Genomic DNA, 24669 nt, shown 5'->3' with positions numbered 1-24669 from the left:
CCGCACGGCGCCCCGCGGCGCGGTGCGCGGTGCGCCGCCGCGGGACCTCATGCCGCGTCGTCCGCGGCCGCCCGCGGGCGGGGAATCCTCGGGCGCAGCCGCTCGCGGACGTGGTGCGCCTTCTCCTCCGCCCGCCGGCGCTCATTGACGTAGCGGTATATGTGCTCGACGGTGATCTCGGACGCGTCCGAGAGGCCGTACGCCCGGCAGATGAGCTGCACGACGCTGACGCGGCGAGGGTTCGGGCCGGTTTCTGGGCCGTTGTTGGACTCCATGACAGTCTCCGATCCAGTGATATGCCGGACATTTCCCCGGAAGGGAGAATGCTCCATCCCCTTCCGCGCTACGCATCGGATCGCATACGCCCACACCAACGGGTGTCAGGGGGAACACACGTCTGACGCATGATCAGCCACGTTGTGGGCAACGCGCGAAGGGGCGCGCCCGATGCGGTCGCGAAACCGGCGCTTCGGACAAGGAGCAAACTTCGCGGGCACGGATGTCACCGCGCCGCGCCGGTCCGGATAAAGTGCTGCCCCGTTGCGGATATCGGGCCGTCGTGTCGACGACGGGCCCATTTCTTAGTCGGGGGACGTCGTGGTGAACAGTGTGGGCCCGTCCGGGATCTTCCAGCCGTTGGAAGGCGACGACCCGCGGGTGATCGCGGGCTACCGCCTCTCGGCGAAGCTCGGCGCCGGCGGCATGGGCAAGGTCTATCTCTCCTACACGCCCGGCGGGCGGCCGGTCGCCATCAAGGTGATCCGCCCGGAGTTCAGCGAGGACGCGGAGTTCCGCCGCCGCTTCAAGCAGGAAGTGCAGTCCGCGCAGCGCGTCCAGGGCCTGTTCACCGCCCCGGTCATCGACAGCGACGCCGAGGGCCCCAGCCCCTGGCTCGCCACCGCCTACGTCCCCGGCCCCTCGCTCTCCGCCGCGGTCGCCGAACACGGCCGCCTGCCGGTCTCCACCGTGCTGTTGCTGGTGGCCGGTATCGCCGAGGCCCTCCAGGTCATCCATGGCGCGGGCATCGTGCACCGCGACCTGAAGCCGTCCAACGTCCTGCTGGCCGCCGACGGTCCGCGGGTCATCGACTTCGGTATCGCGCGTGCCGCCGACGCCACGTCGCTCACCAGCAGCGGCGTCACGGTCGGCACCCCCACCTTCATGGCTCCCGAGCAGGCCGCCGGCAGCACCATCACCCCGGCCACCGACATCTTCGCGCTCGGTCAGGTCGCGGCGTACGCGGCCATCGGCACGCCCGCCTTCGGCGAGGGAACCTCGCACGGTGTGCTCTACCGCATCGTCCACGAGGAGCCGGATCTGACCGGACTCCCCGACGAACTGCGCGACTTGGTGTCCCGGTGCCTGGCCAAGGAGCCGTCGCAGCGGCCGTCCGTCGCCGAGGTGATCGCCCTGTGCGGCGAGGCGTCCGGCCAGACGCAGCTGCGCCGCCCCGAGGAGTGGCTGCCCACCGCGGTCGCCGCGGACATCACCACGCGTACCGCCGCCCCCGCGCCGGTGCAGACCCCGCCGCCACCGCTGCAGGCGCCGGCCTCCCAGGCCGCCGTCCCGCAGCCGCCGACGCAGCCCGCGCAGCCGCCCACCCCTCCGCCGGTCCAGCAGGTGCCGACGGCGCTGAACCACCCGCAGACGCCGCCGCCCGGCTACGGGCCGGCCGCGTACGCGCCGACCGCCACCGGTGCGGCGCCGGTACCGCCGATGGCCGGCGGACCGGGCTCCACCGGCCCGACAGCGGCCATGCCGGCCGCGCAGCCCCCGAAGAAGAAGCGCAAGGGGCTGGTGACCGCCCTGGTGCTGGTCTGCTTGCTGGCGTTCGCGGGCGCGGGCGGCGGCGCCGTCTACTACTTCATGAAGAAGGACGACGGCGCGAAGAAGAACACCCGGGCCGACGGCAAGACGAAGAACACCGACGCGGCCCCGTCGCCCAGCGATGGCGCCACGGGTAGCTCCGGGGCGGAGCCGGGCGACAACGCCCAGGCCCCGAAGCAGGATCCGGAGCCGGTCGACTTCAAGGGCATCAACCTCCCCGACGAGTACCACCTGTCGGTGGCCGAAGAGCCGGTCAAGCCGAGCAACGCGGACAACTCCTCGGACATCGACTTCTCGTACACCGACAACAACTACTCCGACGACCAGGTGGACACCCAGACCGGCAAGTTGGTGCTGCTCGACGCCGGTCAGCAGGGCACGCTGGACACCTGCCGCAACGACACCCGCTTCACCGAGACGATCCTGACCAAGCGCCTCAGCAAGGGCTCGCAGATGTGCCTGACCACCAGCTACGGCCACGTCGCGCTGATCACCTTCAGGGGTTACGCGCCCGAGTCGTCCCCGAGCAAGTACATGACCGTCGATGTGCGGGTGTGGCGCAACGCGGTGGAGCCCGAAGAGAACTCCTGACCACCCGCACCCGCGCGGTCGGCGCGGCTCACGATCCCCGTCATGGCCGGTTCGCCGGCCGGGCGGGGATCGTCCGCGTGGTGCCGGCCGCCACCGGCCGACGGAACGGGCGCGGCGTGGCAACTGTGCGGAACGGCCCGTAACCGTGCGGTGATCGGATTTTTTCGCTCTCCGTATGGCGCGGTCACCACAGAGTGGCGTTTACTGTCCCGCATTGTGAAACGGGTCAACGTCCTTGGAGAGCGCCGTCGTTGTGGAACAGAGGCAGAGGCGAGTGACCGGGGTCGAGGATGACCCACGGGTCGAGGAGCTGCGCGGTGCGGTGTCCCGCCTGCGCCGCCAACTGGCCGTACTTCCAGGGGAGTTACCCGATCGGGCGGCTGCCGATGACGAACTGGCCGCACTGGACGCGATGGTGAGCCACGGCATGCCCGAGGTGCCCAGGTTGCGCCGGTCGCTGCTGCTGATCGCCGGGGCGGTCGGCTCGGTCAGTGCCCTCTCGCCCGCGCTGACCGAGGTCCGGGAGGGCATCGACCGCTTCGGGGAGCTGCCGCGCAGCTGGTGAACCCAGGCGCGGGAAAGGCCGCGGGCCGGGGGCGTACGCCTCCCGGCCCGGCGGTTTTTCGCTACGGCTGAGCGCTGCTCTAGGCCGGCGACTGGTTGGCGAGTGCGACGGACAGCTGCGCCGCGACGTCCTGGAGCACCGGCACGATCTTGTCCGTCGACGCCTCCGTCACCCGGCCGGTCGGGCCAGAGATGGAGATCGCCGCGGAGGTGGGGGAGTTGGGCACCGGTACCGCGAAGCAGCGGACGCCGATCTCCTGCTCGTTGTCGTCGACGGCGTAGCCGAGTCGGCGGACATCGGCGAGCGAGGCGAGGAAGGCGTCCGGGTCGGTGATCGTCTTCTCGGTGGCCGCCGGCATGCCCGTACGGCCGAGGAGCGCGCGGACCTCCTCGGGCGGATGGTTGGCCAGGAGCGCCTTGCCCACGCCGGTGGAGTGCGGCAGCACGCGCCGGCCGACCTCGGTGAACATCCGCACCGCGTGCCGGGACGGCACCTGGGCGACATAGACGATCTCGTCGCCGTCGAGCAGTGCCATGTTGGCGGTCTCGCCGGTCTCCTCGACCAGGCGGGCCAGGAACGGCCGCGCCCAGGTGCCGAGCAGCCGCGACGCGCTCTCGCCCAGACGGATCAGGCGGGGGCCGAGGGCGTACCGGCGGTTGGGCTGCTGGCGGACGTAGCCGCAGGCCACGAGCGTGCGCATCAGGCGGTGGATGGTGGGGAGCGGGAGCCCGCTGCTGCCGGAGAGCTCGCTCAGGCCGACCTCGCCGCCGGCGTCTGCCATCCGCTCCAGCAGGTCGAAGGCGCGCTCGAGGGACTGGACGCCGCCGCTGGCGCCTGCGGGCTTGGCTTCGGCGGCGGATGTGCTGGCGCTGGACGGCGGCACGTCGCGTTCCTTTCGGGGCGGGGCGGATCGGTCTCGGCTGGGTCGTGCCCTGGGCTTTGCGGGCGCCGGGCCCGACCGGAGCAGCCTACCGGTCCCCTTCCGCGGACACACTGACTCTCGCACACTCGTTCCCGCCGGTCAGCGACCCGGAGTCAGCGAGCGGCAACCCGTTAGTCGCGATCCCTTGACGGTGCCAGTGGCCGTAGCTACGTTCTGCTGCGCGAAACCTACTGTCCATTCTGTGGAATCCTCCAAATCGCTGGAGCGTCATGCGCATTCTCGTCATGAACCCGAACACCACGGCTTCCATGACCGCCTCGATCCGCGCCACCGCCACCGAAGCCGCCGCGCCCGGCACCGAGATCGTCGCCACCGAGCCCCTGTGGGGCCCGGAATCGATCGAGGGGCACTTCGAGGGCTACCTCAGCGCCGCGGCCGTGCTGGACCGGCTCGCCACGCTCGACATGCCCTTCGACGCGCTGGTCATGGCCGGGTTCGGCGAGCCGGGCAGGGAGGGCGCCCAAGAGCTCCTGGACGTCCCGGTCCTGGACATCACCGAGAGCGCCGCCCAGATGGCGATGATGCTGGGCCACGCCTACGGCATCGTCACCACGCTCGACCGCGCCGTACCCCAGATCCAGGACCGGCTGCTGACCGCGGGCCTGCTCCAGCGCTGCGCCGCCGTACGCGGCACCGGGCTGGGCGTCCTGGAGCTGGAGCAGGACGAGGCGCGCACCGTCGAGGTGATCATCGAGACCGCGCGCGAGGTCGTCGCGGCCGGCGCCGAGGTGGTCTGCCTGGGCTGCGGCGGCATGGCCGGACTCCAGGAGAAGGTCGCCGCGGCACTCGGGGTGCCCGTGGTGGACGGCGTGGCCGCCGCGGTGAAGTTCGCGGAGGCGATCGTCGGCCTGGACCTCACCACGAGTGCGCACCGGAGCTTCGCCCCGCCGCGCCCGAAGGTGATCGGCTCCTGGCCGCTGAGCGCACATCTTCCGTCGGAGCGCGTTGTGGACGCACCCTGGCACACCAATTTTTCCCGTTAGACGTCAGACATCTGATAACAGACATCTGATAACCGAAGCTCCACCCCACCTGCCTGGGAGGACTTGTGGCGAACCCCCCGGAGCCGGACCCGCGGCTCTACAACGAAGACCTGGCACCGGCTCCCGAGCGCAAATGGGGCACGTACAGCATCTTCGCGCTGTGGATGTCCGACACCCACGCGATCAGCAACTACGCCTTCGCCGCCAGCCTGTTCGTGCTGGGTCTGCCGGCCTGGGAGGTGTTCCTCGCGCTGCTCGTCGGCATCTCGATCGTCTACTGGCTGATGAACCGGATGGGACACGCCGGCCACCGCACCGGCGTGCCCTATCCGGTGCTGGCGCGCGCCGGCTGGGGCGTCTACGGGGCCAATATCCCGGCGCTGCTGCGCGCCATCATGGCCGTGGCCTGGTACGGCATCCAGACCTGGCTCGCCTCGACCGCGGTGGTCCTGCTGACGCTGCAGATCGTGCCGAGCCTGGAGGTCTACCACCACAACTCGGTGCTGGGCCTGTCCACCCTCGGGTGGATCGCGTTCCTGGTGATGTGGGGGCTGCAGGCCGTCCTGCTGACCCGCGGCATGGAATTCATCCGCAAGGTCCAGGACTTCGCGACCGGCCCGGTGGTCTGGCTCGTGGTGCTGGCGCTCGCGGTGTACCTCGTGGTCGAGGCGGACGGCGGGATCTCGCTGACCCGCAGCCTCACCGGCCTGAGCGGCTCCGCACAGGTCGAGCAGAGCCTGATCGCGGTCAGCCTCACGGTCGCCACCTTCCTGACCCTGGTCCTCAACTACGCGGACTTCGCCCGCTTCACCCCCGACCACCGTTCCTACCGGCGCGGCAATCTGATCGGGCTGCCGGTGAACTTCACCGCCTTCGCGGTGGTCGCCGTACTGGTCACGGCGGGCACCATCTCGGTCTTCGGTGAGGCGATCCACGACCCGGTGAAGGTGATCGAGAAGATCGACAACCCGGTCGTGACGGTCATCGGCGCGCTGTCCTTCATCATCGCGACGATCGGTATCAACGTCGTCGCCAACTTCGTCTCGCCCGCCTACGACTTCGCCAACCTGGCGCCGAAGTACCTGAACTTCAAGCGTGGCGGCATGATCACGGCGGTACTGGCCATCGTCGTCATGCCGTGGAAGCTGTACTCCTCGGCGCTGGTGATCCAGTACTTCCTGGGGGCGCTCGGCGCCTTCCTCGGTCCGCTGGTCGCGATCCTGCTCGTCGACTACTACCTGATCCGGCGCGGCCGGATCGACGTGGACGCGCTCTTCTCGGCCGACCGGGAAGGCAAGTACTACTACCGAAAGGGCTACAACCCGAAGGCCGTCGTCGCCTTCCTGCCGGCCGCCGCGGTGTCCGCGGCGCTCGCCCTGGTCCCCGCCTTCGGTGTGCTGGCACCGTTCTCGTGGATCTTCGGAATGGGGCTGGCGGGCGGGCTCTACCATCTGGTCTCGCGCCGCGGACGGGAGACGGCCGATGCCGGCCCGGTCCCGGAGGACATCATCACCTCGCAGGTCAGGGGCATCGTGGAGGAGACGCCCGCGGTCGCGGAGGCGCCCGTGGCGGCCGTCCGGCCGGTGCCGGCCGAAGGGTCTTGACGGGGTGAGGTCCGGAGTGAAGACTGCTTCAACAGTCTGTTGAAGCCGAGATTCCGCGTGCGGGCTCCACGGCTGATCGGCGGCCGTGCGCCCCACGCGCCATCACGCGACGATGAAGATACGAATCGAGAAGGGGACCCGGTGTCCGAGGTAGAGCTGGTGCTGCGCTCCACGCGCGTCGTCACCCCGCAGGGGACGCGTGCCGCGTCCGTCACCGTCCAGGACGGGAAGATCGCGGCGGTGCTGCCGCACGACGCCGAGGTCCCCGCCGGGGCACGGGTCGAGGACTTCGGTGACGATGTCCTGCTGCCCGGTCTGGTGGACACCCACGTCCATGTCAACGACCCCGGCCGTACCGAGTGGGAGGGCTTTTGGACGGCCACCCGCGCGGCGGCGGCCGGCGGGATCACCACCCTCGTGGACATGCCGCTCAACAGCCTCCCGCCCACCACCACCGTCGACCACCTCGACATCAAGCGCGAGGTCGCCCGCAGCAAGGCGCACATCGACGTCGGCTTCTGGGGCGGCGCCATCCCCGGCAACGTCAAGGACCTCCGCCCGCTCTTCGACGCCGGGGTCTTCGGCTTCAAGTGCTTCCTTTCGCCCTCCGGCGTGGACGAGTTCCCGCAGCTCGACCAGGAGCAACTGGCCGCCGCCCTCGGCGAGATCGCGGGCTTCGACGGTCTGCTGATCGTGCACGCCGAGGACCCCGGCCACCTCGACGCGGCGCCGGAGCCGCACGGCCCCAAGTACGCCGACTTCCTGGCCTCCCGTCCGCGGGTCAGCGAGGACGACGCCATCGCCGGCCTGATCGCCCTCGCCAAGCGGCTCGACGCGCGGGTGCACGTACTGCACCTGTCCTCCAGCGACGCGCTGCCGCTGATCGCCGCCGCCAAGGCCGAGGGCGTCAAGATCACGGTCGAGTCGTGCCCGCACTTCCTGACCCTGACCGCCGAGGAGATCCCGGACGGCGCGACGGAGTTCAAGTGCTGCCCGCCGATCCGCGAGTCCGCCAACCAGGACGCGCTGTGGCAGGGTCTGGCCGACGGCACGATCGACTGCATCGTCTCCGACCACTCGCCCTCCACCGCCGACCTCAAGACCGCCGACTTCGGCGCGGCCTGGGGCGGCATCTCCTCCCTCCAGCTCGGTCTGCCGGCCATCTGGACGGCGGCCCGCGAGCGCGGCCACACCGTCGACGACGTCGTGCGCTGGATGGCCACCGCCCCCGCGGCGCTGGTCGGTCTCGGCCACAAGGGCGCCATCGAGCCCGGTAGGGACGCCGACTTCGCGGTCCTGGCGCCCGAGGAGACCTTCACCGTCGACCCGGCTGCCCTCCAGCACCGCAACAAGATCACGGCGTACGCCGGGAAGACGCTGTACGGCGTCGTGCGGTCCACCTGGCTGCGCGGCCGGCAGATCAACGACGGTGCCACGCTCGCCGAGCCCACCGGCGAACTCCTCGAAAGGCCGCACCGCGCATGACCACCGCCGACCTGCCTCGTTTCACCGGCGACGCCGCGCCGTACGCGGGCGGCGACCCGTACGCCGACTACCGCACCGCCGACTTCCCCTTCACCCACCTCGCCGACCTCGCGGACCGGCGGCTGGGGGCGGGCGTGACCGCCGCCAACGACGAGTTCTTCGCCGAGCGCGAGAATCTCCTCAAGCCCGAGCCCGCCCACTTCGACCCCGAGGCCTTCGGCCACAAGGGCAAGATCATGGACGGTTGGGAGACCCGGCGCCGCCGCGGCGCGGACGGCGCGCACCCCTTCCCGACGGACGAGGACCACGACTGGGCGCTGATCCGGCTCGGCGCGCCCGGCGTGATCCGCGGCATCGTCGTCGACACCGCTCACTTCCGCGGCAACTACCCGCAGTCCGTGAGTGTCGAAGGCGCCTGCGTCGCCGGCTCTCCCTCACCCGAGGAACTCCTGGCCGACGACGACATCGAGTGGATCACGCTCGTGCCCCGTACGGCCGTCGGCGGGCACGCCGCCAACGGCTTCGCCGTCGACATCGAGCGGCGCTTCACCCACCTGCGGCTCAACCAGCACCCCGACGGCGGCGTCGCCCGGCTGCGGGTCCACGGCGAGGTCGTCCCGGCGCCGGAGTGGCTGGCCGCGCTGGGCACCTTCGATCTCGCCGCGCTGGAGAACGGCGGCCAGGTCGAGGACGCCTCGGACCGCTTCTACTCCTCGCCCACCAACACCATCCAGCCGGGCCGCTCCCGCAAGATGGACGACGGCTGGGAGACCCGGCGCCGCCGGGGTTCCGGCAACGACTGGGTGCGCTACCGCCTCACCGAGCAGGCCGTGCTCCGCGCGGTCGAGATCGACACCGGCTACCTCAAGGGCAACGCGGCCGGCTGGGCGGGGCTGCTCGGGCGGGACGGAGCGGACGGTGAGTGGACCGAACTGCTGCCCCGTACGCGACTGCAGCCCGACACCGTGCACCGTTTCCTGCTCCCGGCGGACGCGCCGGCCGTCACCCACGTACGGATCGACATCTACCCGGACGGCGGGATCGCCAGGCTGCGGCTGCACGGTTCATTGACCGACGAGGGGGAGCGGCGGCTGCGCGCCCGCCACCAGGAGTGGGGCGGCTGAACCCCGGCGGCAACGACCGTCGCAGTGCGGGCACCCCCGGTACCGGGGGTGCCCGCACTCTTCCCGGAACGCACACTTCCCCGAGCGGGCGCTTCCCGGAACCCCGCGCCTCGCCGTCGTCCGGGTGGCGCGTGATCCGGGAGCCCACCGGTCAGGAACGGCTCGCGGGACCGTCCGTGAGGGAGTGCCAGAACATCAACTCGTACGCCTGGAGGAGCCGCCCGTAGCGGTGCGCGGCCTCGGGACGCGCCTGTCCGGTGTCCAGGCCGTGCTGGAGCGCGGTACGGGCCCGGTCCGCCACGTCCGGGGCCGGCTCGGTGAAGAACGCGAAGAAGCCGAGGGCCGAGTCCGGGAAGCCGTAATGCTCGCGCATCGCGGCGGCGACCGTGCCGCAGTAGGCGCCCCAGGCCGCGAAGTTGGCGCTCAGCGCGATCACCACATCGGCCGGCTCCGCGCCGAGCGCCAGCCGCGCCGCGTAGGAGGGGTACGCCTGGCAGCCGGGGTGCGGCTCGTACGCGGAGATCTCCCGATCCGTCAGTTCACAGGCATCGGCCAGGCCGGCCAGCTGCTTGAGAGCCAGGGCCTCGCCCTCGGCGAGCAGATCGAAGAAGTCGGCCACGGGCGGATCGGCGTCGGCGCGGCGCGCCAGGTGCTGGAAGCTGAGCCGGTCGGCGGCGATGACCTGGTGCTGTTCCAGGGCGAAGGTGGTGAACACCGTGCGGGGCGCCTGCCCCGCCGCGATTTGTGGGACCAGCCGGTTGGCGCCGGTGTCCGGGGCCAGGGCGCGTACGGCGTCGTCGAGGACTGCGGCCGCCGTCGGGCGGGCGGTGTCGGCGGGTCGGGCCATGGTGGCGGTCTCCTGCGGTGGGTGCGAGGGTGGCCAGGGCTCACAGTAGGGCGAAGGACAGCGGCTCAGGGCGTGTGACGCGAGGCCGCGCGATCCGGGTGCGCCGTGCCGCCGGACCGGACGGGCCGGATGGGGGGCCGACTCCGGGGCCCTTCAGGGGCGAGGCCCAGACGGCAGTCAGCCGGGCCCCGCCCCCAGGTCCGTCCTCCCGGGTCAGCGCAGAATCACCTCGTTCACCTGCGGCGTCGCCGACCCGCCGCGCCACACGAGCCGTACCGCCTTGATCGCGCCGTCGCCCGTCGGGAGGGCGGTGTACGCACCGGACAGCGTGCCGAGCGTCCGTACACCGGCGGCCGTGCGGACCTCGACCCGTGCGTCCCCGGCCGCTCCCTCCGGTCGCAGTACCACCACGGACCGGGCGGCCCTGGGCTCGGCGGGCCTGAACTCCAGCGCGTCGCCCGGCCGGGCAGTCCGCGCCGCGCGGTAGACGCTCTCCGCCACGCCGTCCGCCGCCGACCGCAGCGCGCTGCCGTCCGCCGCCGGCGGGTTGCCGGTCACCGTGCCCCGCTCCACCGCCTCGACGGTGAACTCCCGCACCACCAGCCAGTTGTCCTGCCCCTGCGTGGCACGGGCGCGCACGTACCGTGCCGTGGCGCCGGCCGGCGGCTCGGCCGTCACCTCCGCGGTCCCGTCGAAGGCGGCCAGCTTCTGCCAGTTCTTCCGGTCCGAGGAGTATTCGAGGACGCCGTGCCGCAGGAAGTCGTCGGGGCTGCCGCTCTTTCCCATGGCCAGGGTGACGGTGCCGAGTGGACGCTCGGCGTGCAGGTCCAGGCCCACGGAGGAGCCGGAGCGGGGTGCCGCGGCGCTCCAGAAGTAGGTGCTGTCGTCGCCGTCGGTCATGCGGGAGACGGCGTTGTCCTGATGGACGGCCAGATCCGTCGATGCCGTGGGCCTGCCGGTGAGGCCCAGGGCCTTGTCATGCGCGGCGACCGCGTTCTCGACGAAGGTGTCCAGCACTCCGTCCGCGACCAGCACCGGGATCTTCTTGCCGGTCAGATCGACGTACACGAACGATGTGGCGGTCTTCACCAACGCCGGTAGGCGTTGGCGTAGTTGCCAGGCCGTGGCGTCGTCCCCGGCCCGTGTCGCCTCGATCAGCCGGAGCGCCGTACGCGCCGCGGTGCCCCAGGCCCGTGTCGCATCCAGCCATGGCTCGCTGTCCGCCACGAAACCGCGGTCCGGGAGCCGGTCGCGCAGCACGCCCGGGGCGTCGCGCAGGGTGCGCAGCGCCCCGTCCAGCCGTCGCGCGTCCCCGGTCTCACCGAACTCGGCGATGGCGGCGGCGAGTTCGGGAGCCTGCCGGGGGTTGAGGGACGAGGAGTAGTGGGCATCGGCGAAGGCGCGCAGGGCGCGGGCGGTGCGGGCGTCGCCACCGGCCAGCTCCTCGATCGCCGCGCCCCAGGAGGCCCGCGCGTCGTAGGCGCGGTCGTTCCACGCGTAGTCCGCGACCGTGTACAGCGCGATCTTGGACGCGGCGGGCTGGATCATCGGGTTCGCGGTGATGCCGGCCAGCTGTGCCGGCAGTCCCTTCTCCCGGCCGCTGAACGGGCCGAGCAGCAGTCGGTTGGTCACATAGTCGTTGACCGGATAGTTGTCCCAGGTGAGGATCGGGTGCCCGAAGACCTCCCGGGCCTGCCTGGCCTGGTCGACGGTCATCGTGGGCGCGATCACGCCCACGCCCGTCCACTCCACCAGCACGTCCTTGTCGAGCTTCGTGGCCAGTGCCTTCTTGTACGGCGACGGCTTCACGTCGTAGTACTCGGTGGGCACCATCTGCAGCGGCTCGGCGCCCTGATGCCGCGCGATGAACTCCTTGTTGACGCGGTTGAGCAGGTGCGCCTGCGCCGTGCCCGCCGCACCGCCTCCGGTACCGAAGGCGTCCTTGTCCGCTGCGCAGTTCCAGTCCGTGTAGCTGATGTCGTCCAGGGGTACCGCGAAGGTCCGTACGCCGATGTCCCAGAGCGTGCGGAACTTCTCGGTCAGCGCCGCGAGGTCGGCGTCGGAGCTGTAACAGACGGACAGGCCGGGGGAGAGGGCGTAGGTGAACTCGACGTGCCGGGCCCGCGCCCGGTCCACGAGCTCCTTGATCTCGGCCAGCCGGTCCGCGGGGTAGGGATCGCGCCACTTCTCCCGCAGATAGGCGTCGTCCTTCGGTGAGTAGACGTAGATGTTCATCTTGTGCTCGGCGTAGAAGTCCAGCTGGTCCAGGCGGGCCCGGTGCGACCAAGGAGTGCCGTAGAAGCCCTCGATGACGCCGCGCAGGGGGGTGGCGGGCCAGTCGCGTACGGCGGTGCCCAGGACGCGGGCGCCGGGCCGGTCGCGGTGCGGCAGCAGTTGGCGCAGCGACTGGGCGGCGTAGTACGTGCCGGTGGCGTCCTTGCCTGCCAGGGCGATGCGGCCCTCGCCGAGAGCCAGCGCGTAGCCCTGCGCGGGGAGTTCGCCGGTCTCTCCGGCGCCCAGTTCCGTCAGGGCCCGCGCCGCGGCCGGCCCGTCCACGTACACGGTCAGCTGCCCGCCGGCCAGGGCACGCTCGGCGCGCACGACCTGCTCGGCGCCCGCGTCCTTGAGCGACGCCTCGACGAGGTCGAGCGCCGGCGCGTCGGTCTTCGGGCCGGTGACGACGGTGACCGTACGGGTGATGGTGACCCGGTCGTGCCGGGCCCGCACGGACTGCGGGGTGGGGGAGAGGGAGCCTGCGGCACCCGGTCTGTCCCGGGCGGGGTCGGGGGCCGGGGCGGACGTCCTGTCCGGTGGCCCCGACATGCCCGTCAGGGGAATCAGGGCGAGGGCCACGGCGAGCGCGGTGGCGGCCGCGGTACGCGTGCGGTGCATCCTTCGGTCCTCCTCGGTGCAGCGGGTGGGGCCTGCTGTGCGGTGCGGACGGACTGCGGGACGCGGTGCCGCGCGCGGAAGCAGGCTTCACCCGGATGCCGGGGCGGAGCAATGGACTTTCCCGCCGGGTCGATGGAGGTTGGCGAAGCGAGCCGGACCGGGGGGAGATCCGAGACCTTCGCCGGCTGACGGTCGCCGTGCCGGTTGGCGCGGGCCGGCAACCCGCCGCTCAGCGCGTCTTGGCGATGACCACCAGCAGACTCATGAACGCCAGCAGGACGTGTGTGGCGATGACGTAGATGAACACCCGGACGTAGAGCCCGCGAGGTGGCTTGTTCTCAACATAGATGCGGGCGGGTTCGCCCCGGGGCTCCGGCGCGCCGGACGCGGGATGGGTCTGATCGGGCACGGCGGTAGGGTCCTTCCCCTCGGAAACGGTGCTACGGACCCGGCGCGGAGGCCGGCGTCCCGGTGTCACACGCCGCGGCGCGGTACGGCGTCACCCAGGCACAGCTCGGCGGCGCCGCTCTGCAGCAGGGTGTGCACGAACAGCAGCTCCGTTCCGCCCGGTGAGGCGCCGGCGATACGGTGCGGGGTCAGTGAGTCGAAGTGCGCCGCGTCGCCGGGGTCCAGCACATGGACCGCCTCGCCGAGCGCCAGCCGCAGCCGTCCCTTGAGGACGTACAGCCACTCCTCGCCCGGATGCACCCGCACCAGGTCGCCCTGCGCCCGCTGCGGCACGTGCAGGCGCAGGGCCTGCATCGCCCGACCGGCGCCGCCCACCGTCCAGTACGTCCAGCCGCCGGCCTCCGACGGCTCGGTGCGGCCGGCCCGCACGATGGGGTCCCGCTCGGGCGCGGTCTCCCCGAGCAGGTCGGATACCGTGGTGCCGTACGTACGGGCGAGTGCCAGCAGCATCGGGAGCGACGGCTGCCGCCGGTTGGTCTCCAGCCGCGACAGGTGCGCCGGTGACAGCCCGACCTGCCGGGCCGCCGCCTCCAGCGTCAGCCCGCTGCGTCGTCGCAGGTCACGCAAGCGTGGCGCGACGGTGGCCAGATCGTCGGGCGGGTCCGCGACGGGCTCGTCTGAGGTTTCGCTCATACACCGGGTATAGCGAGCGCTCGCCTGTGAGGCAAAAGATTTGCCTCACAGGCAAAGCCGGATCCGGGGCCCCCTCCATCACCGCCGGATGTCAGATCCGGCCAATGTCTCCGCTCCGCCGGGTGCGTGCCGAGGTGCCGTCGGCTGCTCGCTGCACCGGTGAACTCACGGAAAACTTCCGCCCCTTGGGTTGACAGGGTCATGTCTACGCGCGTCATTCTGGAGCCATGAGAATCCCCCCACGGATCACCAGGATCGGCGCCGCAGGCGCCCTCGCATCGGCCCTTCTCATGGGCGGGGGCGCCGCAGTCGCCGCCACGCCCACCGTCGCCACGCCGCAATCGGCCACGGCATACACCGCGTCGGCGTACGCCGCGCCTGTGCATGCCGCGCCCGTGCACGTGAACGCCGTCGGCGACATCTGCTACTCCAAGCTGCCCTCCCAGGCCCACGACACGCTGGACCTGATCGAGAAGGGCGGGCCCTACCCCTATCCGCAGGACGGGACGGTCTTCGACAACCGCGAGGGCATCCTTCCGCAGCAGAGTTCCGGCTACTACCACGAGTTCACCGTCGTCACCCCCGGCTCACCCGACCGTGGCGCCCGGCGCATCGTGGCCGGCGAGAAGACGAACGAGGACTACTACACCGCTGACCACTACGAGTCGTTCGACCTCGTCGATCGCAGCTGCTGACGCGGCGGACGACACGCGGCGGCCGGGGTGCACGGGCACCCCGGCCGCCGCTGCGCTGTCCGGGGGGCCGGGCGCGCGCCGGCCGGGGTGAGTCCGTATCAACTGGCCGCCCGCCCCGCGTGCGAGCTTCCGTAGGCCCCGTGGGCCGAGGGCCGTGGGCCGAGGGCCGTGGGCCGTAGCCCCGCAGGTCGGCTCCCCCGGCCCGGCGCCCGGCCCGGCGCCCGGCCCGGCACCCGGCCCGGCACCGTCTCGCCTCGCCCGGCCCCGCCTGGCTTCAGCGTCCGCCCCGCGCCCCCTGCATACCCCGCGCCCCCCATGCTTCCCGTGCGCCCCTCTGTGCACGCGGGTCCCGGTCTGCCCGTACTTGGCGGAAGGAGTGCGCCGGGCGCACCCCCGAGGGAGCATTGTCGGAGGTTCCCGGTAGCGTTTCGGTAGAAACGAGGAGTGGGCGGGGCATCGGCGGCATAGGGATCATGTGGTGGTCCGTGGTCCGCCGTCCCGTCCCCCTCCGGGAAGCGCTGCGTCTGCCGTGAGTCACGGCAAGGCGGCATGGAGTGTTGGAGACAAGGAAGGACGGCGAACTGCCGTGTATCGCTGGGAGATCACCCGGGCCGCACTGGCGCAGCGTGTTTTCGCAGTCGTCCGCAGCAAGACCTACGACGAGGCCAGCGCCACGGCCGACACCCTGCTGTCGGCGGGCATCACCAGCCTGGAGATATCTCTGACCACGCCCTTCGCGCTGGAGGCGGTCACCACCCTCACCCGCGAGCTGGGTGACGACGCCGTCATCGGCGCGGGCACGGTCCTTGACGCGGTGTCGGCCCGGATGGCGGTGGACGCCGGGGCCCGCTTCCTCGTCTCGCCGAGTCTGGACGCCGAGGTCATCCGCACCGGCCACCGCTACGGCGTCCCGGTCTTCCCCGGGGTCTCGACGCCGACCGAGATGGTCCGCGCCCTGGAACTCGGTGCGGACGCGCTCAAGCTGTTCCCGGCCTCCGCCCACGGCCCCTCCTGGGTCAAGGACGTACGCGCCGCGCTTCCGCAGGCCCCGTTGCTGCCGACGGGTGGGGTGACGGTCGAGAGCGCGCCGGAGTGGATCGCGGCCGGCGCGGTCGCGGTCGGGATGGGCTCGGCCCTGTCCGAGGGGGACCGGGACACCGTCGCCAAGCGCGCCGCCGACCTCCTCAGCCGCCTGGCCGACGCCCTTCCGGACCGCCCGACGACCAGGGGCACCGCCGACCTCTACGAGGACTGAGGCCCCCTGCCCGCCCCGCTCGCCTCGGCGGGCGGGGCTTTCGGGGCAGCGCCTGGCCGCCAGGTCCCGCGCCCGCGCTCCCTCCCGACCGTCAAGTCCCCGGCGATGACCGGCTGTCCGGCCCCCGCGGCCGTCTCGCCGGGCGGTCATGGTCTTCACCTGGGCCATGGGCTCTGCCACGCTGAGCTCTCGATCATGTGATCTTGCCGCGTCGGTGCCGCCGGCTGACGGCGGACGACCGCATGCCCGAGCCGACCGTGGATCGCGCCCCGCCGCGTCCAGCCGTCCCGCCGCGTACAGGAGCCACCATGAAGCGCGCCGCCACGCTGTCCGCCCTCGCCTGCCTGCTGGCCGTCACCGCCGCCGCCCCGGCTTCCTCGGACACCCCCGCGCCGACGCCCGGTACGGCGCCCGCGGCGGGATCCGCAGGTGCCTCCGCCGGCGCCGCGGCGGGCCACCGCCCACCGGCCTCGCTCCTGGACAGCGTCCCGCGGCGCGGTGTGCTGCGCGTCTGCACCACCGGTGACTACCGGCCCTTCACCCACCTCGACCCGAAGTCAGGCGACTACAGCGGCGTCGATATCGAGATGGCCGAGGACCTCGCCAAGAGCCTGGACGCCAAGCCGCGTTACGTCGCCACGACCTGGGCCGAACTCGTCGGCGACCTGACGGCGGGCCGCTGCGACATCGGTATGGGCGGCGTCTCGATCACGCTTCCGCGCGCGCGGGCCGTGTCCTTCAGCGAGCCCACCCGCACGGACGGCAAGACTCCCATCGTGCGCTGTGAGGACAAGGACAAATACCAGACGCTGGAACAGATCGACCGGCCCGGGACGGACGTCATCGTCAACCCCGGAGGCACCAACGAGCAGTTCGCCCGCGCACACATCAAGCAGGCGTCCCTCAAGGTCCATCCGGACAACACCACGATCTTCGACGAGATCGTCGCGGGACGCGCGGACGTGATGATGACGGATGCCAGTGAGACCCGCTACCAGGCCAAGATCCACCCCGAGCTCTGCTCGGTCCACCCGGACAAGCCCTTCACCTTCTCCGAGAAGGCCTACGCGCTGCCCCGCGGCGACGCCGAGTTCCGGGCGTACGTGGACCAGTGGGTGCACCTCGCGACGCACGACGGGACGTACCGGAAGTACGAGGACGCGTGGATGAAGTGAGCCTGGAGGGAGAGGGGACGGCCGGGGCGGTCGGCGGTGCGGCCGGGCCCGTGACGGTGCCGCGGTTTCTCGGCCGTGGCTCTCATGGTGTACCTGCGGAAGAGAGGCGGGCGGCGTGATGGCCGGTGCGGACAGGGAGAAGGAGAGTACGGCGTTCGATCTGGGCGCGGCCCAGGAGGCCCTGGATTCCCAGCCGTTCAGCAGGCTGGTGCGCGCGCGGATCACCGCATTCGGTTCCGGCGGGGCGACTCTGGAGATCGACGTCCGCGAGGAACTCCTGCAACAGCACGGCTTCGTGCACGGCGGCGTGCTCGCCTACGCCGCGGACAACACCCTCACCTTCGCCGCCGCCACGGCCCTGGGCCCCGCGGTCCTCACCGGCGGATTCTCGATCCAGTATCTGCGCCCGGCCCGGGGGCGCACCCTGCGCGCCCGCGCCGAGGTCGTCCAGGCGGGCCGCCGGCAGGCCGTCTGCCGCTGCGACCTGACGGTGATCGACGCGGACGGCGCGGAGCGCGTGTGCGCGGTGGCCCAGGGGACCGTCATGCCGCTCAACAGCCCGGCCGACGGCTGACGTCGACCTTCGGGGCCGCCGCTCCCGACGCCCGCTGCCCGCTCCCGTCGCCGGGACGCGCCCGTCACGTGCCGCGTCCGGCGGCCCGTCACCGGGCGTACGAGCGAGAGTGCGACGGCTCGCGCCCGCCGCTGCGAGCACAGCTACGTACACCGCCGCCTCGTCCACCTCGACGCTCGTGTCGGGACGACGCGGCGTACGGACACCGGTCGACCACCGGGCAACCGGGCCTGCGGTCGTCTGCGGCGCCCCGCCGCACCGAGCTTCCTGGGCTCCACGGCCCCCGCAGCAGGCGATCAGGCGGTCAGGCAGCCGGCGCGGCGAGCGTTCCGTCCGTGACCACACTGCCTGCCGTTCGCCCGTCCGCCCGACATGCGGCTTTTCCGGGACGGGCGCCTCCGCGGATCGGGCCGAGGGTCACGCTGCCCTGGTGCGCCAGGCCACCGCACTACGCGGACGGGCAGCCCGCACACCCGCCCTTGTCCGGACAATGTGACCTCTGGACTTCCCGTCATCAGCGCCTCCGGTTACGCTCGCGAGCGTGGGGAAACGCGAAGCAGCTACCGCGGGCGCCGAGAGCCCAGTCCAGTTCAGCGTGGACCGGAGTAGTCCGGTCCCGTTGTATTTCCAGCTGTCCCAGCAGCTGGAGGCCGCCATCGAGAACGGCAAGCTCGCCCCCGGCAGTCTGCTCGGCAACGAGATCGAGCTGGCCGGCCGCCTCGGGCTGTCCCGGCCCACCGTGCGCCAGGCGATCCAGTCGCTGGTCGACAAGGGGCTACTGGTCCGCCGTCGCGGCATCGGCACCCAGGTCGTGCACAGCCAGGTCAAGCGTCCGCTGGAGCTGAGCAGCCTCTACGACGACCTGGAGGCGGCCGGGCAGAAGCCCGCCACCCGCGTCCTGCTCAACACCACCACCACGGCTGACGCCGAGGTCGCCGCCGCGCTGGGCATCGCCGAGGGCGCGGAGGTCGCGCTCGTCGAGCGACTGCGCCTGACGCACGGCGAGCCCGTCGCGCACCTGCGCAACCATCTGCCCGCCGGGCTGCTCCGGCTGGAGACCGCCGAGCTGGAGGAGACCGGCCTCTACCGCCTGATGCGGTCGGCCGGCATCACCCTGCACAGCGCTCGGCAAGCCGTCGGCGCGCGGGCCGCGACCGCCGAGGAGGGTGAGCGGCTCGACGAACCCGAGGGCGCACCGCTCCTCACCATGCAGCGGACCACCTTCGACGACACCGGCCGTGCCGTCGAGTTCGGTTCGCACGTCTACCGCGCCTCCCGTTACGCCTTCGAATTCCAGCTTCTCGTCCGCCCCTAGGGCGTATCCGCACGCGCTCCCCCCAGGGATGCCCCCAGCTGCGTTGTCGGGATCGTCCACGTAGACCACTACGAGGGCGACCCTCCGCCGCGCGATTGTGCTCGGCTTCCGAGGGCGGCTCCGAGCCGAGACGGAGCGAGTGCAACGAGCGCAGTGCACCAGACGCCGTGGGCCCCGCGCTACGGGCGGACGACGGAGCTTCGCGGACACGCCCCAGGGCGTATCGCGGTGGGATGTCCCGCTCTGCGCAGGCCCGGCGTAAGAATGTTCTGACAAACCATTGACGTGGCTCCGCGCGCGCCGTTAGAACTCCTCCAGCCGCATTCCGGCGGCCGGGAGCAAAGGCGGTGCCACGATGATCGGCGTGCGTACGGCTCGGCCCGCCCCTGCCCGCGGTGCCACCGTCATGGACCACGTGACGCCCCTCCGGGCCCCGGCTCAAGAGGGCGCCGGACGGGCCGAGCCGGGGCGGTGCGGCCGCGTGTCCCCCTCGTCTGCCGACGCGGTGGTCACGTTCGGAGAGCCGCCGTCGGCGATCTCCGTCAAGGCCGAGGGACAGGCGGGCAGCGCGGTGCGGACCGCGGCGTCCGGCCTCCTCGGCAGCGGCGAGCCGGTGTCCACCGGAACCGCCCCGGCCGGCGGCAAGGACCTACCGAAGCCGGCGAAGCACACCTGGCGTGATGACACGGTGCGGCCATGTCGTCGCGCCCGGTGCAGCCCTATGGAAGACGGGACCCGATGAACCGGTACAGATCACCGGTAACGGATACTTGCGCGGTTGGGGCCGGAGCTCCGGCGCCGATGTGCGCGACCGCACACGCAGCCAACACAGCAGTTCATCAGCGGGAAGGGCAAGTCCTCGTGGCAAGGATTCGGAGACGGGTACGCGTCGTGAGCGCCGTGCTGGCAGCGGTGCTCGGGGCGTCCCTGGCGGGATGCAGCAGCACCGGCGGCAAGCGCGCCGAGGACGAGCGGGCAGCGATGGCCGCCGGTGGCAAGGCCGCCGTGAACACTCCGAGGTGGACCTTCGCGATGGTCACCCACTCCGGAGACGGCGACACCTTCTGGGACATCGTGCAGAACGGTGCCGAGCAGGCAGCGGCCAAGGACAACATCAAGTTCCTCTACGGCCACGACAAGGAAGCCCAGCGGCAGAGCCAGCTCGTGCAGTCCTACATCGACCAGAAGGTCGACGGGCTGATCGTCTCCCTGGCCAAGCCCAACGCCATGAAGGACGTCGTCGCCAAGGCCCGGAAGGCCGGCATACCGGTGATCACGGTGAACTCCGGCGCCGAGGAGTCCAAGGCCTTCGGCGCGCTCAGCCACATCGGGCAGGACGAGAAGGTCGCCGGCGAGGCCGTCGGCGAGGAACTGAACAAGCGGGGGCGGAAGAAGGCCCTGTGCGTCCTGCACGAGCAGGGCAACGTCGGTCACGAGCAGCGTTGCGACGGCACCGCCAAGACCTTCAAGGGCGATCTCCAGAAGCTCTACGTCGAGGGCACCAACATGCCCGACGTGCAGTCGGCCATCGAGTCCAAGCTCCAGGCGGACAGCGGCATCGACTCCGTCGTCACGCTCGGCGCGCCGTTCGCCCCCACCGCCGTCAAGGCCGCGGAGCAGGCCGGCAGCAAGGCCGAGATCGACACCTTCGACCTCAACGCGCAGGTCGCGAGCGGCCTCAAGGACGGCTCCCTCGGCTTCGCCGTCGACCAGCAGCCCTACCTCCAGGGCTACGAGGCCGTCGACCTGCTGTGGCTGTACAAGTACAACTCCGACGCCCTCGGCGGCGGCAAGCCGGTGCTGACTGGCCCCCAGGTGATCACCAAGAAGGACGCCTCCGCGCTCCAGGAGTACACGAAGCGGGGTACCCGATGAGCAGCGCCGAAGCTCCTCCCCGGGAGCCCGCGGGCCCGCCGGCGGTGAGCAAGGCAGACGACCGGCTGGTGCACCGCTCGCCGGCGCGCCGCCTGCTGGGTCGCCCCGAACTGGGCTCGGTCGTCGGCGCCGTCGCGGTCTTCGTCTTCTTCTCCGTGGCCGCAGAACCGTTCCTGCGGGCGTCCAGCCTCTCCACCGTGCTCTACGCGTCCTCGACGATCGGCATCATGGCCGTGCCGGTGGCGCTGCTGATGATCGGCGGCGAGTTCGACCTGTCGGCCGGTGTCATGGTCGTCAGCTCGGCGCTGATCTCGTCCATGTTCAGCTACCAGATGACCGCCAACACCTGGGTGGGCGTCGGGGTGTCCTTGCTGGTCACCCTCGCCATCGGGGTCTTCAACGGCTTCCTGCTGACCCGGACGAAACTCCCGAGCTTCCTCATCACCCTCGGCACCTTCTTCATGCTGACGGGCCTGAACCTCGGCTTCACCAAGCTGATCAGCGGCACCGTCTCGACGAAGACCATCGCCGACATGGAGGGCTTCGAGTCGGCCCGGGCGCTCTTCGCCTCGCACCTGACCATCGGCGACGTGGACATCCAGATCACCATCGTGTGGTGGATCGTGCTGGTCGCCGCCGCCACCTGGATTCTGTTGCGGACCCGCGTCGGCAACTGGATCTTCGCGGTGGGCGGCAACGCCGACGCCGCGCGGGCGGTCGGCGTACCGGTCACCAAGACCAAGATCGGCCTCTACATGGGCGTCGCCTTCGCCGCCTGGGTCTCCGGCCAGCACCTGTTGTTCTCGTACGACGCGATCCAGTCCGGTGACGGCGTCGGCAACGAATTCCTCTACATCATCGCGGCGGCGGTCGGCGGCTGCCTGATGACCGGCGGTTTCGGCTCGGCGATCGGCGCCGCGGTCGGCGCCTTCATCTTCGGCATGACCAGCAAGGGCATCGTCTACGCGCAGTGGAACCCGGACTGGTACAAGTTCTTCCTCGGCGCGATGCTGCTGCTCGCCACGCTCCTGAACGCATGGGTCCGCAAGCGGGCGGAGGAGAAAGCATGACTGCCCTGACCAAGACCGCCCCGGACGCGAAGCCCGCCCTGGTGGAGCTGACCGACATCAGCAAGTTCTACGGGAACATCAAGGCGCTGGAGGGCGTGTCGCTGGAGGTCCACGCGGGGGAGATCTCCTGCGTGCTCGGTGACAACGGCGCCGGCAAGTCCACCCTCATCAAGATCATCGCGGGTCTGCACCAGCACGACGCGGGTTCCTTCACCATCGAGGGGGAGGAGGCCCGGCTCTCCTCGCCCCGCGAGGCGCTGGACCGGGGCATCGCCACCGTCTACCAGGACCTGGCGGTCGTCCCGCTGATGCCGGTGTGGCGCAACTTCTTCCTCGGCTCGGAGCCGACGACGGGCGTGGGCCCCTTCAAGCGGCTCGACGTCCGCACCATGCGCGAGACCACCCGTAGCGAACTGCTGCGGATGGGCATCGACCTGCGCGACGTCGACCAGCCCATCGGCACCCTCTCCGGCGGCGAGCGGCAGTGCGTCGCCATCGCCCGTGCCGTCTACTTCGGCGCCAAGGTCCTCGTCCTCGACGAGCCCACGGCGGCGCTCGGCGTCAAGCAGTCCGGCGTCGTCCTGAAGTACGTCGCGGCTGCCCGGGACGCCGGCCTCGGCGTGGTGTTGATCACCCACAACCCGCACCACGCCTACCTCGTCGGCGACCGCTTCGTCCTCCTCAAGCGCGGCACCATGGCCGGCAGCCACGCCAAGTCGGATATCGCCCTGGAGGAGCTGACCCGTCAAATGGCGGGCGGCAGTGAACTGGAACAGCTCAGCCACGAGCTGGCCCGCACGGCGACCCCGAGTTTTCCCGGCGGCCACCGGCCGGACTGAGCGGCCGCGCCCCGCGGCGGGCCACCCGCCGCGGGGCGTCCCAGCTCACCTCGCGGTGCGCCGGATGGTTCGCGTGATGCACAATCGCACCGAAACATGCACGCCGAGGCCCCCGGCCTCCCGAGACCCCGCAGGGACGAGACGACTCTTGCGAGCACGCAGCCGCCGCGACCGTAACGGCAGCCGTAACGGCGATGAGGTGGGTCGATGAGCATCTACCGGGAACGGGTCCACCGGGGATCGGCCAGAGCCACCGTGCTGCGCACGGTGGGCACCCGCGAGCGGCGCTCGCATCTGACCGCACCGCGCGTGCCCACCGTCGGCATCGACATCGGCGGCACGAAGGTCATGGCGGGTGTGGTCGACGCCGACGGCGTCATCCTGGAGAAGGTCCGCACCGAGACGCCGGACAAGTCCAAGAGCCCCAAGGTCGTCGAGGACACCATCACCGAGCTGGTGCTGGACCTCTCCGACCGGCACGACGTGCACGCGGTGGGCATCGGCGCGGCCGGCTGGGTCGACGCCGACCGCAGCAAGGTGCTGTTCGCCCCACATCTGAACTGGCGCAACGAACCGCTGCGCGACCGGCTGGCGGGCCGCCTCGCCGTCCCGGTCATGGTCGACAACGACGCCAACACCGCCGCCTGGGCGGAGTGGCGGTTCGGCGCCGGCCGCGGTGAGGACCACCTCGTCATGATCACGCTCGGTACCGGCATCGGCGGCGCGATCCTGGAGGACGGCGCGGTCAAGCGCGGCAAGTACGGCGTGGCCGGCGAGTTCGGCCATATGCAGGTCGTCCCGGCCGGGCACCGCTGCCCCTGCGGCAACCGCGGCTGCTGGGAGCAGTACAGCTCCGGCAACGCCCTGGTCCGCGAGGCCCGCGAGCTGGCCGCCGCCGACTCCCCGGTCGCGTACAACATCATCGAGCGGGTCGGCGGGCGCATCGGCGACATCACCGGGCCGCTGATCACCGAGCTGGCCCGGGAGGGTGACGCGATGTGCGTCGAACTCCTCCAGGACATCGGCCAGTGGCTCGGCGTCGGCATCGCCAACCTCGCGGCCGCTCTCGACCCCTCCTGCTTCGTCATCGGCGGTGGCGTCAGCGCCGCCGACGACCTGCTGATCGGCCCGGCCAGGGAATCCTTCCGGCGCCATCTCACCGGCCGTGGATACCGCCCGGAGGCCCGCATCGCCAAGGCCCAGCTCGGCCCCGAGGCCGGTATGGTCGGCGCCGCCGACCTGGCCCGGCTGGTCGCCCGCCGCTTCCGGCGCGCCAACCGCCGCCGCGTCGAGCGCTCCGAGCGCTATGAACGGTCCGGCCGCCGATGACCGACCCGGACCTGCCGCCCCTGCACGACGACCACCAGTCCGCCGCGCAGCCCCGTGCCAAGCGCCGCCGCCCCGTGCTGTCCGCGCTGATCGTCTTCCTGCTGATCGCCATCCCGGCCGGCTACATCGTCATCTCCGCCGAGCAGAGCCGCGACAGCGGCGAGAACAAGGAGCAGGAGGCCGCCGCCACCGGCCTGACCAACGCCTTCCCCGCCCGCGTCCAGCAGCGGACCTACGACGTGCCGGTGCCGAAGGGCTCCACCCCGGTCTACTACTACGAGAGCAACTCGTGGAAGAGCAGCTCGCTGTTCGTGCAGTTCAGGACCAACGACGGTGGGCTCGACCGCTATCTGAGGAAGGTCGGCACCGACTCCGCCGCGCTCAAGAAGGGCAAGGTCACCATCCCGGCGGGGCAGGCGGCCCAGGTGGGCTGGGACTTCACCACCGACGAGGAGTGGGCCGGCGCGGTCAACCCGAAGAAGGCGCCGCACCCCTCCCAGCGGATCATGGTCAGCTTCGACGAGCCGGGGCATCCGGTGGTCTACACCGTCTCGACCGTCAAATTCTGACTCTTTCCGGC

At 71.5% G+C, this 24669-nt stretch carries 22 protein-coding genes; 16 read left to right on the top strand and 6 right to left on the bottom strand.

Translation table 11 applies throughout. The annotated features are described in order from the left end of the window. Positions 1–47 precede the first annotated feature (47 nt). Positions 48–275 carry a hypothetical protein gene (locus ACH4FH_RS09575; protein WP_398555187.1) on the bottom strand — a complete coding sequence of 76 codons (228 nt, stop codon included), beginning with the start codon at positions 273–275 and terminating at the stop codon, positions 48–50. A 322-nt stretch (positions 276–597) separates the two neighbouring features. Between ACH4FH_RS09575 and ACH4FH_RS09570 the strand changes: the two genes are divergently transcribed. Continuing rightward, positions 598–2418 (top strand): serine/threonine protein kinase, encoded by a 1821-nt coding sequence (locus ACH4FH_RS09570; protein WP_398555186.1) that lies wholly within the window; start codon positions 598–600, stop codon positions 2416–2418. A 274-nt stretch (positions 2419–2692) separates the two neighbouring features. After that, complete coding sequence (locus ACH4FH_RS09565) at positions 2693–2983, top strand: DUF5955 family protein (RefSeq protein WP_398555185.1); 291 nt, start codon at positions 2693–2695, stop codon at positions 2981–2983. Positions 2984–3062: 79 nt separating this feature from the next. Here the strand turns inward: ACH4FH_RS09565 and ACH4FH_RS09560 are convergent, their stop codons facing one another. Next, on the bottom strand, positions 3063–3866 hold the full coding sequence (locus tag ACH4FH_RS09560) for an IclR family transcriptional regulator (protein WP_398555184.1): 804 nt from the start codon (positions 3864–3866) through the stop codon (positions 3063–3065). A gap of 269 nt (positions 3867–4135) precedes the next feature. Between ACH4FH_RS09560 and ACH4FH_RS09555 the strand changes: the two genes are divergently transcribed. From ACH4FH_RS09555 to alc, 4 genes are all read left to right on the top strand, one after another. After that, entirely contained in the window at positions 4136–4909 is a 774-nt protein-coding gene (locus ACH4FH_RS09555; RefSeq protein WP_398555183.1) for an aspartate/glutamate racemase family protein, read from the top strand. 65 nt (positions 4910–4974) lie between these two features. Beyond that, on the top strand, positions 4975–6513 hold the full coding sequence (locus ACH4FH_RS09550) for an NCS1 family nucleobase:cation symporter-1 (protein WP_398555182.1): 1539 nt from the start codon (positions 4975–4977) through the stop codon (positions 6511–6513). Positions 6514–6654: 141 nt separating this feature from the next. Then, on the top strand, positions 6655–7998 hold the full coding sequence (allB, locus tag ACH4FH_RS09545) for an allantoinase AllB (protein WP_398555181.1): 1344 nt from the start codon (positions 6655–6657) through the stop codon (positions 7996–7998). Next, the gene (gene alc, locus ACH4FH_RS09540; RefSeq protein WP_398555180.1) at positions 7995–9122 is read left to right on the top strand and encodes an allantoicase; all 1128 of its coding nucleotides are present in this window, start codon (positions 7995–7997) and stop codon (positions 9120–9122) included. Before allB ends, alc begins: the two co-directional genes overlap by 4 nt. Positions 9123–9273: 151 nt before the next feature. On the opposite strand, the gene ACH4FH_RS09535 is transcribed toward alc, so the two are convergent. The 4 genes from ACH4FH_RS09535 to ACH4FH_RS09520 form a co-directional block, all read right to left on the bottom strand. Beyond that, a complete protein-coding gene (locus tag ACH4FH_RS09535) occupies positions 9274–9969 on the bottom strand; it encodes a transcriptional regulator (protein WP_398555179.1) in 696 nt (231 codons plus the stop codon). A gap of 213 nt (positions 9970–10182) precedes the next feature. Beyond that, on the bottom strand, positions 10183–12861 hold the full coding sequence (locus ACH4FH_RS09530; RefSeq protein ID WP_398555178.1) for a beta-N-acetylglucosaminidase domain-containing protein: 2679 nt from the start codon (positions 12859–12861) through the stop codon (positions 10183–10185). A gap of 229 nt (positions 12862–13090) precedes the next feature. Then, a complete protein-coding gene (locus ACH4FH_RS09525) occupies positions 13091–13270 on the bottom strand; it encodes a DUF6126 family protein (RefSeq protein WP_398555177.1) in 180 nt (59 codons plus the stop codon). Between the two features lie 65 nt (positions 13271–13335). Further along, positions 13336–13962 carry a helix-turn-helix domain-containing protein gene (locus tag ACH4FH_RS09520; protein WP_398555176.1) on the bottom strand — a complete coding sequence of 209 codons (627 nt, stop codon included), beginning with the start codon at positions 13960–13962 and terminating at the stop codon, positions 13336–13338. 227 nt (positions 13963–14189) lie between these two features. Here ACH4FH_RS09520 and ACH4FH_RS09515 point away from each other — a divergent pair, with 227 nt between their 5' ends. The 10 genes from ACH4FH_RS09515 (at position 14190) to ACH4FH_RS09470 (ending at position 24658) form a co-directional block, all read left to right on the top strand. Next, entirely contained in the window at positions 14190–14657 is a 468-nt protein-coding gene (locus ACH4FH_RS09515) for a ribonuclease (protein ID WP_398555175.1), read from the top strand. 586 nt (positions 14658–15243) lie between these two features. Continuing rightward, positions 15244–15912: a bifunctional 4-hydroxy-2-oxoglutarate aldolase/2-dehydro-3-deoxy-phosphogluconate aldolase gene (locus tag ACH4FH_RS09510; RefSeq protein ID WP_398555174.1), complete on the top strand. Its 669-nt coding sequence runs from the start codon at positions 15244–15246 to the stop codon at positions 15910–15912. A 308-nt stretch (positions 15913–16220) separates the two neighbouring features. Continuing rightward, positions 16221–17087: a transporter substrate-binding domain-containing protein gene (locus ACH4FH_RS09505; RefSeq protein ID WP_398555173.1), complete on the top strand. Its 867-nt coding sequence runs from the start codon at positions 16221–16223 to the stop codon at positions 17085–17087. Between the two features lie 118 nt (positions 17088–17205). Beyond that, complete coding sequence (locus ACH4FH_RS09500) at positions 17206–17661, top strand: PaaI family thioesterase (protein ID WP_398555172.1); 456 nt, start codon at positions 17206–17208, stop codon at positions 17659–17661. Between the two features lie 595 nt (positions 17662–18256). Then, positions 18257–18976, top strand: a complete 720-nt coding sequence (locus tag ACH4FH_RS09495) for a GntR family transcriptional regulator (RefSeq protein ID WP_398555228.1) — start codon at positions 18257–18259, stop codon at positions 18974–18976. A 900-nt stretch (positions 18977–19876) separates the two neighbouring features. After that, positions 19877–20851, top strand: coding sequence for a sugar ABC transporter substrate-binding protein (locus tag ACH4FH_RS09490; protein WP_398555227.1), 975 nt, complete (start codon positions 19877–19879; stop codon positions 20849–20851). After that, on the top strand, positions 20848–21921 hold the full coding sequence (locus ACH4FH_RS09485) for an ABC transporter permease (RefSeq protein WP_398555171.1): 1074 nt from the start codon (positions 20848–20850) through the stop codon (positions 21919–21921). The genes ACH4FH_RS09490 and ACH4FH_RS09485 overlap by 4 nt, the downstream gene beginning before the upstream one ends. After that, on the top strand, positions 21918–22760 hold the full coding sequence (locus ACH4FH_RS09480; RefSeq protein WP_398555170.1) for an ATP-binding cassette domain-containing protein: 843 nt from the start codon (positions 21918–21920) through the stop codon (positions 22758–22760). The genes ACH4FH_RS09485 and ACH4FH_RS09480 overlap by 4 nt, the downstream gene beginning before the upstream one ends. A 207-nt stretch (positions 22761–22967) precedes the next feature. Beyond that, positions 22968–24089, top strand: a complete 1122-nt coding sequence (locus ACH4FH_RS09475; RefSeq protein ID WP_398555169.1) for an ROK family glucokinase — start codon at positions 22968–22970, stop codon at positions 24087–24089. Next, on the top strand, positions 24086–24658 hold the full coding sequence (locus ACH4FH_RS09470) for a hypothetical protein (RefSeq protein ID WP_398555168.1): 573 nt from the start codon (positions 24086–24088) through the stop codon (positions 24656–24658). The genes ACH4FH_RS09475 and ACH4FH_RS09470 overlap by 4 nt, the downstream gene beginning before the upstream one ends. Positions 24659–24669 lie beyond the last annotated feature (11 nt).

Origin of the sequence: Streptomyces sp. NPDC017993, from assembly GCF_044328065.1 — a bacterium.
Lineage (GTDB): Bacteria > Actinomycetota > Actinomycetes > Streptomycetales > Streptomycetaceae > Streptomyces.
The sequence above is the reverse complement of the archived record's forward strand: the minus strand, read 5'-3'. Positions and strand labels throughout refer to the sequence as shown.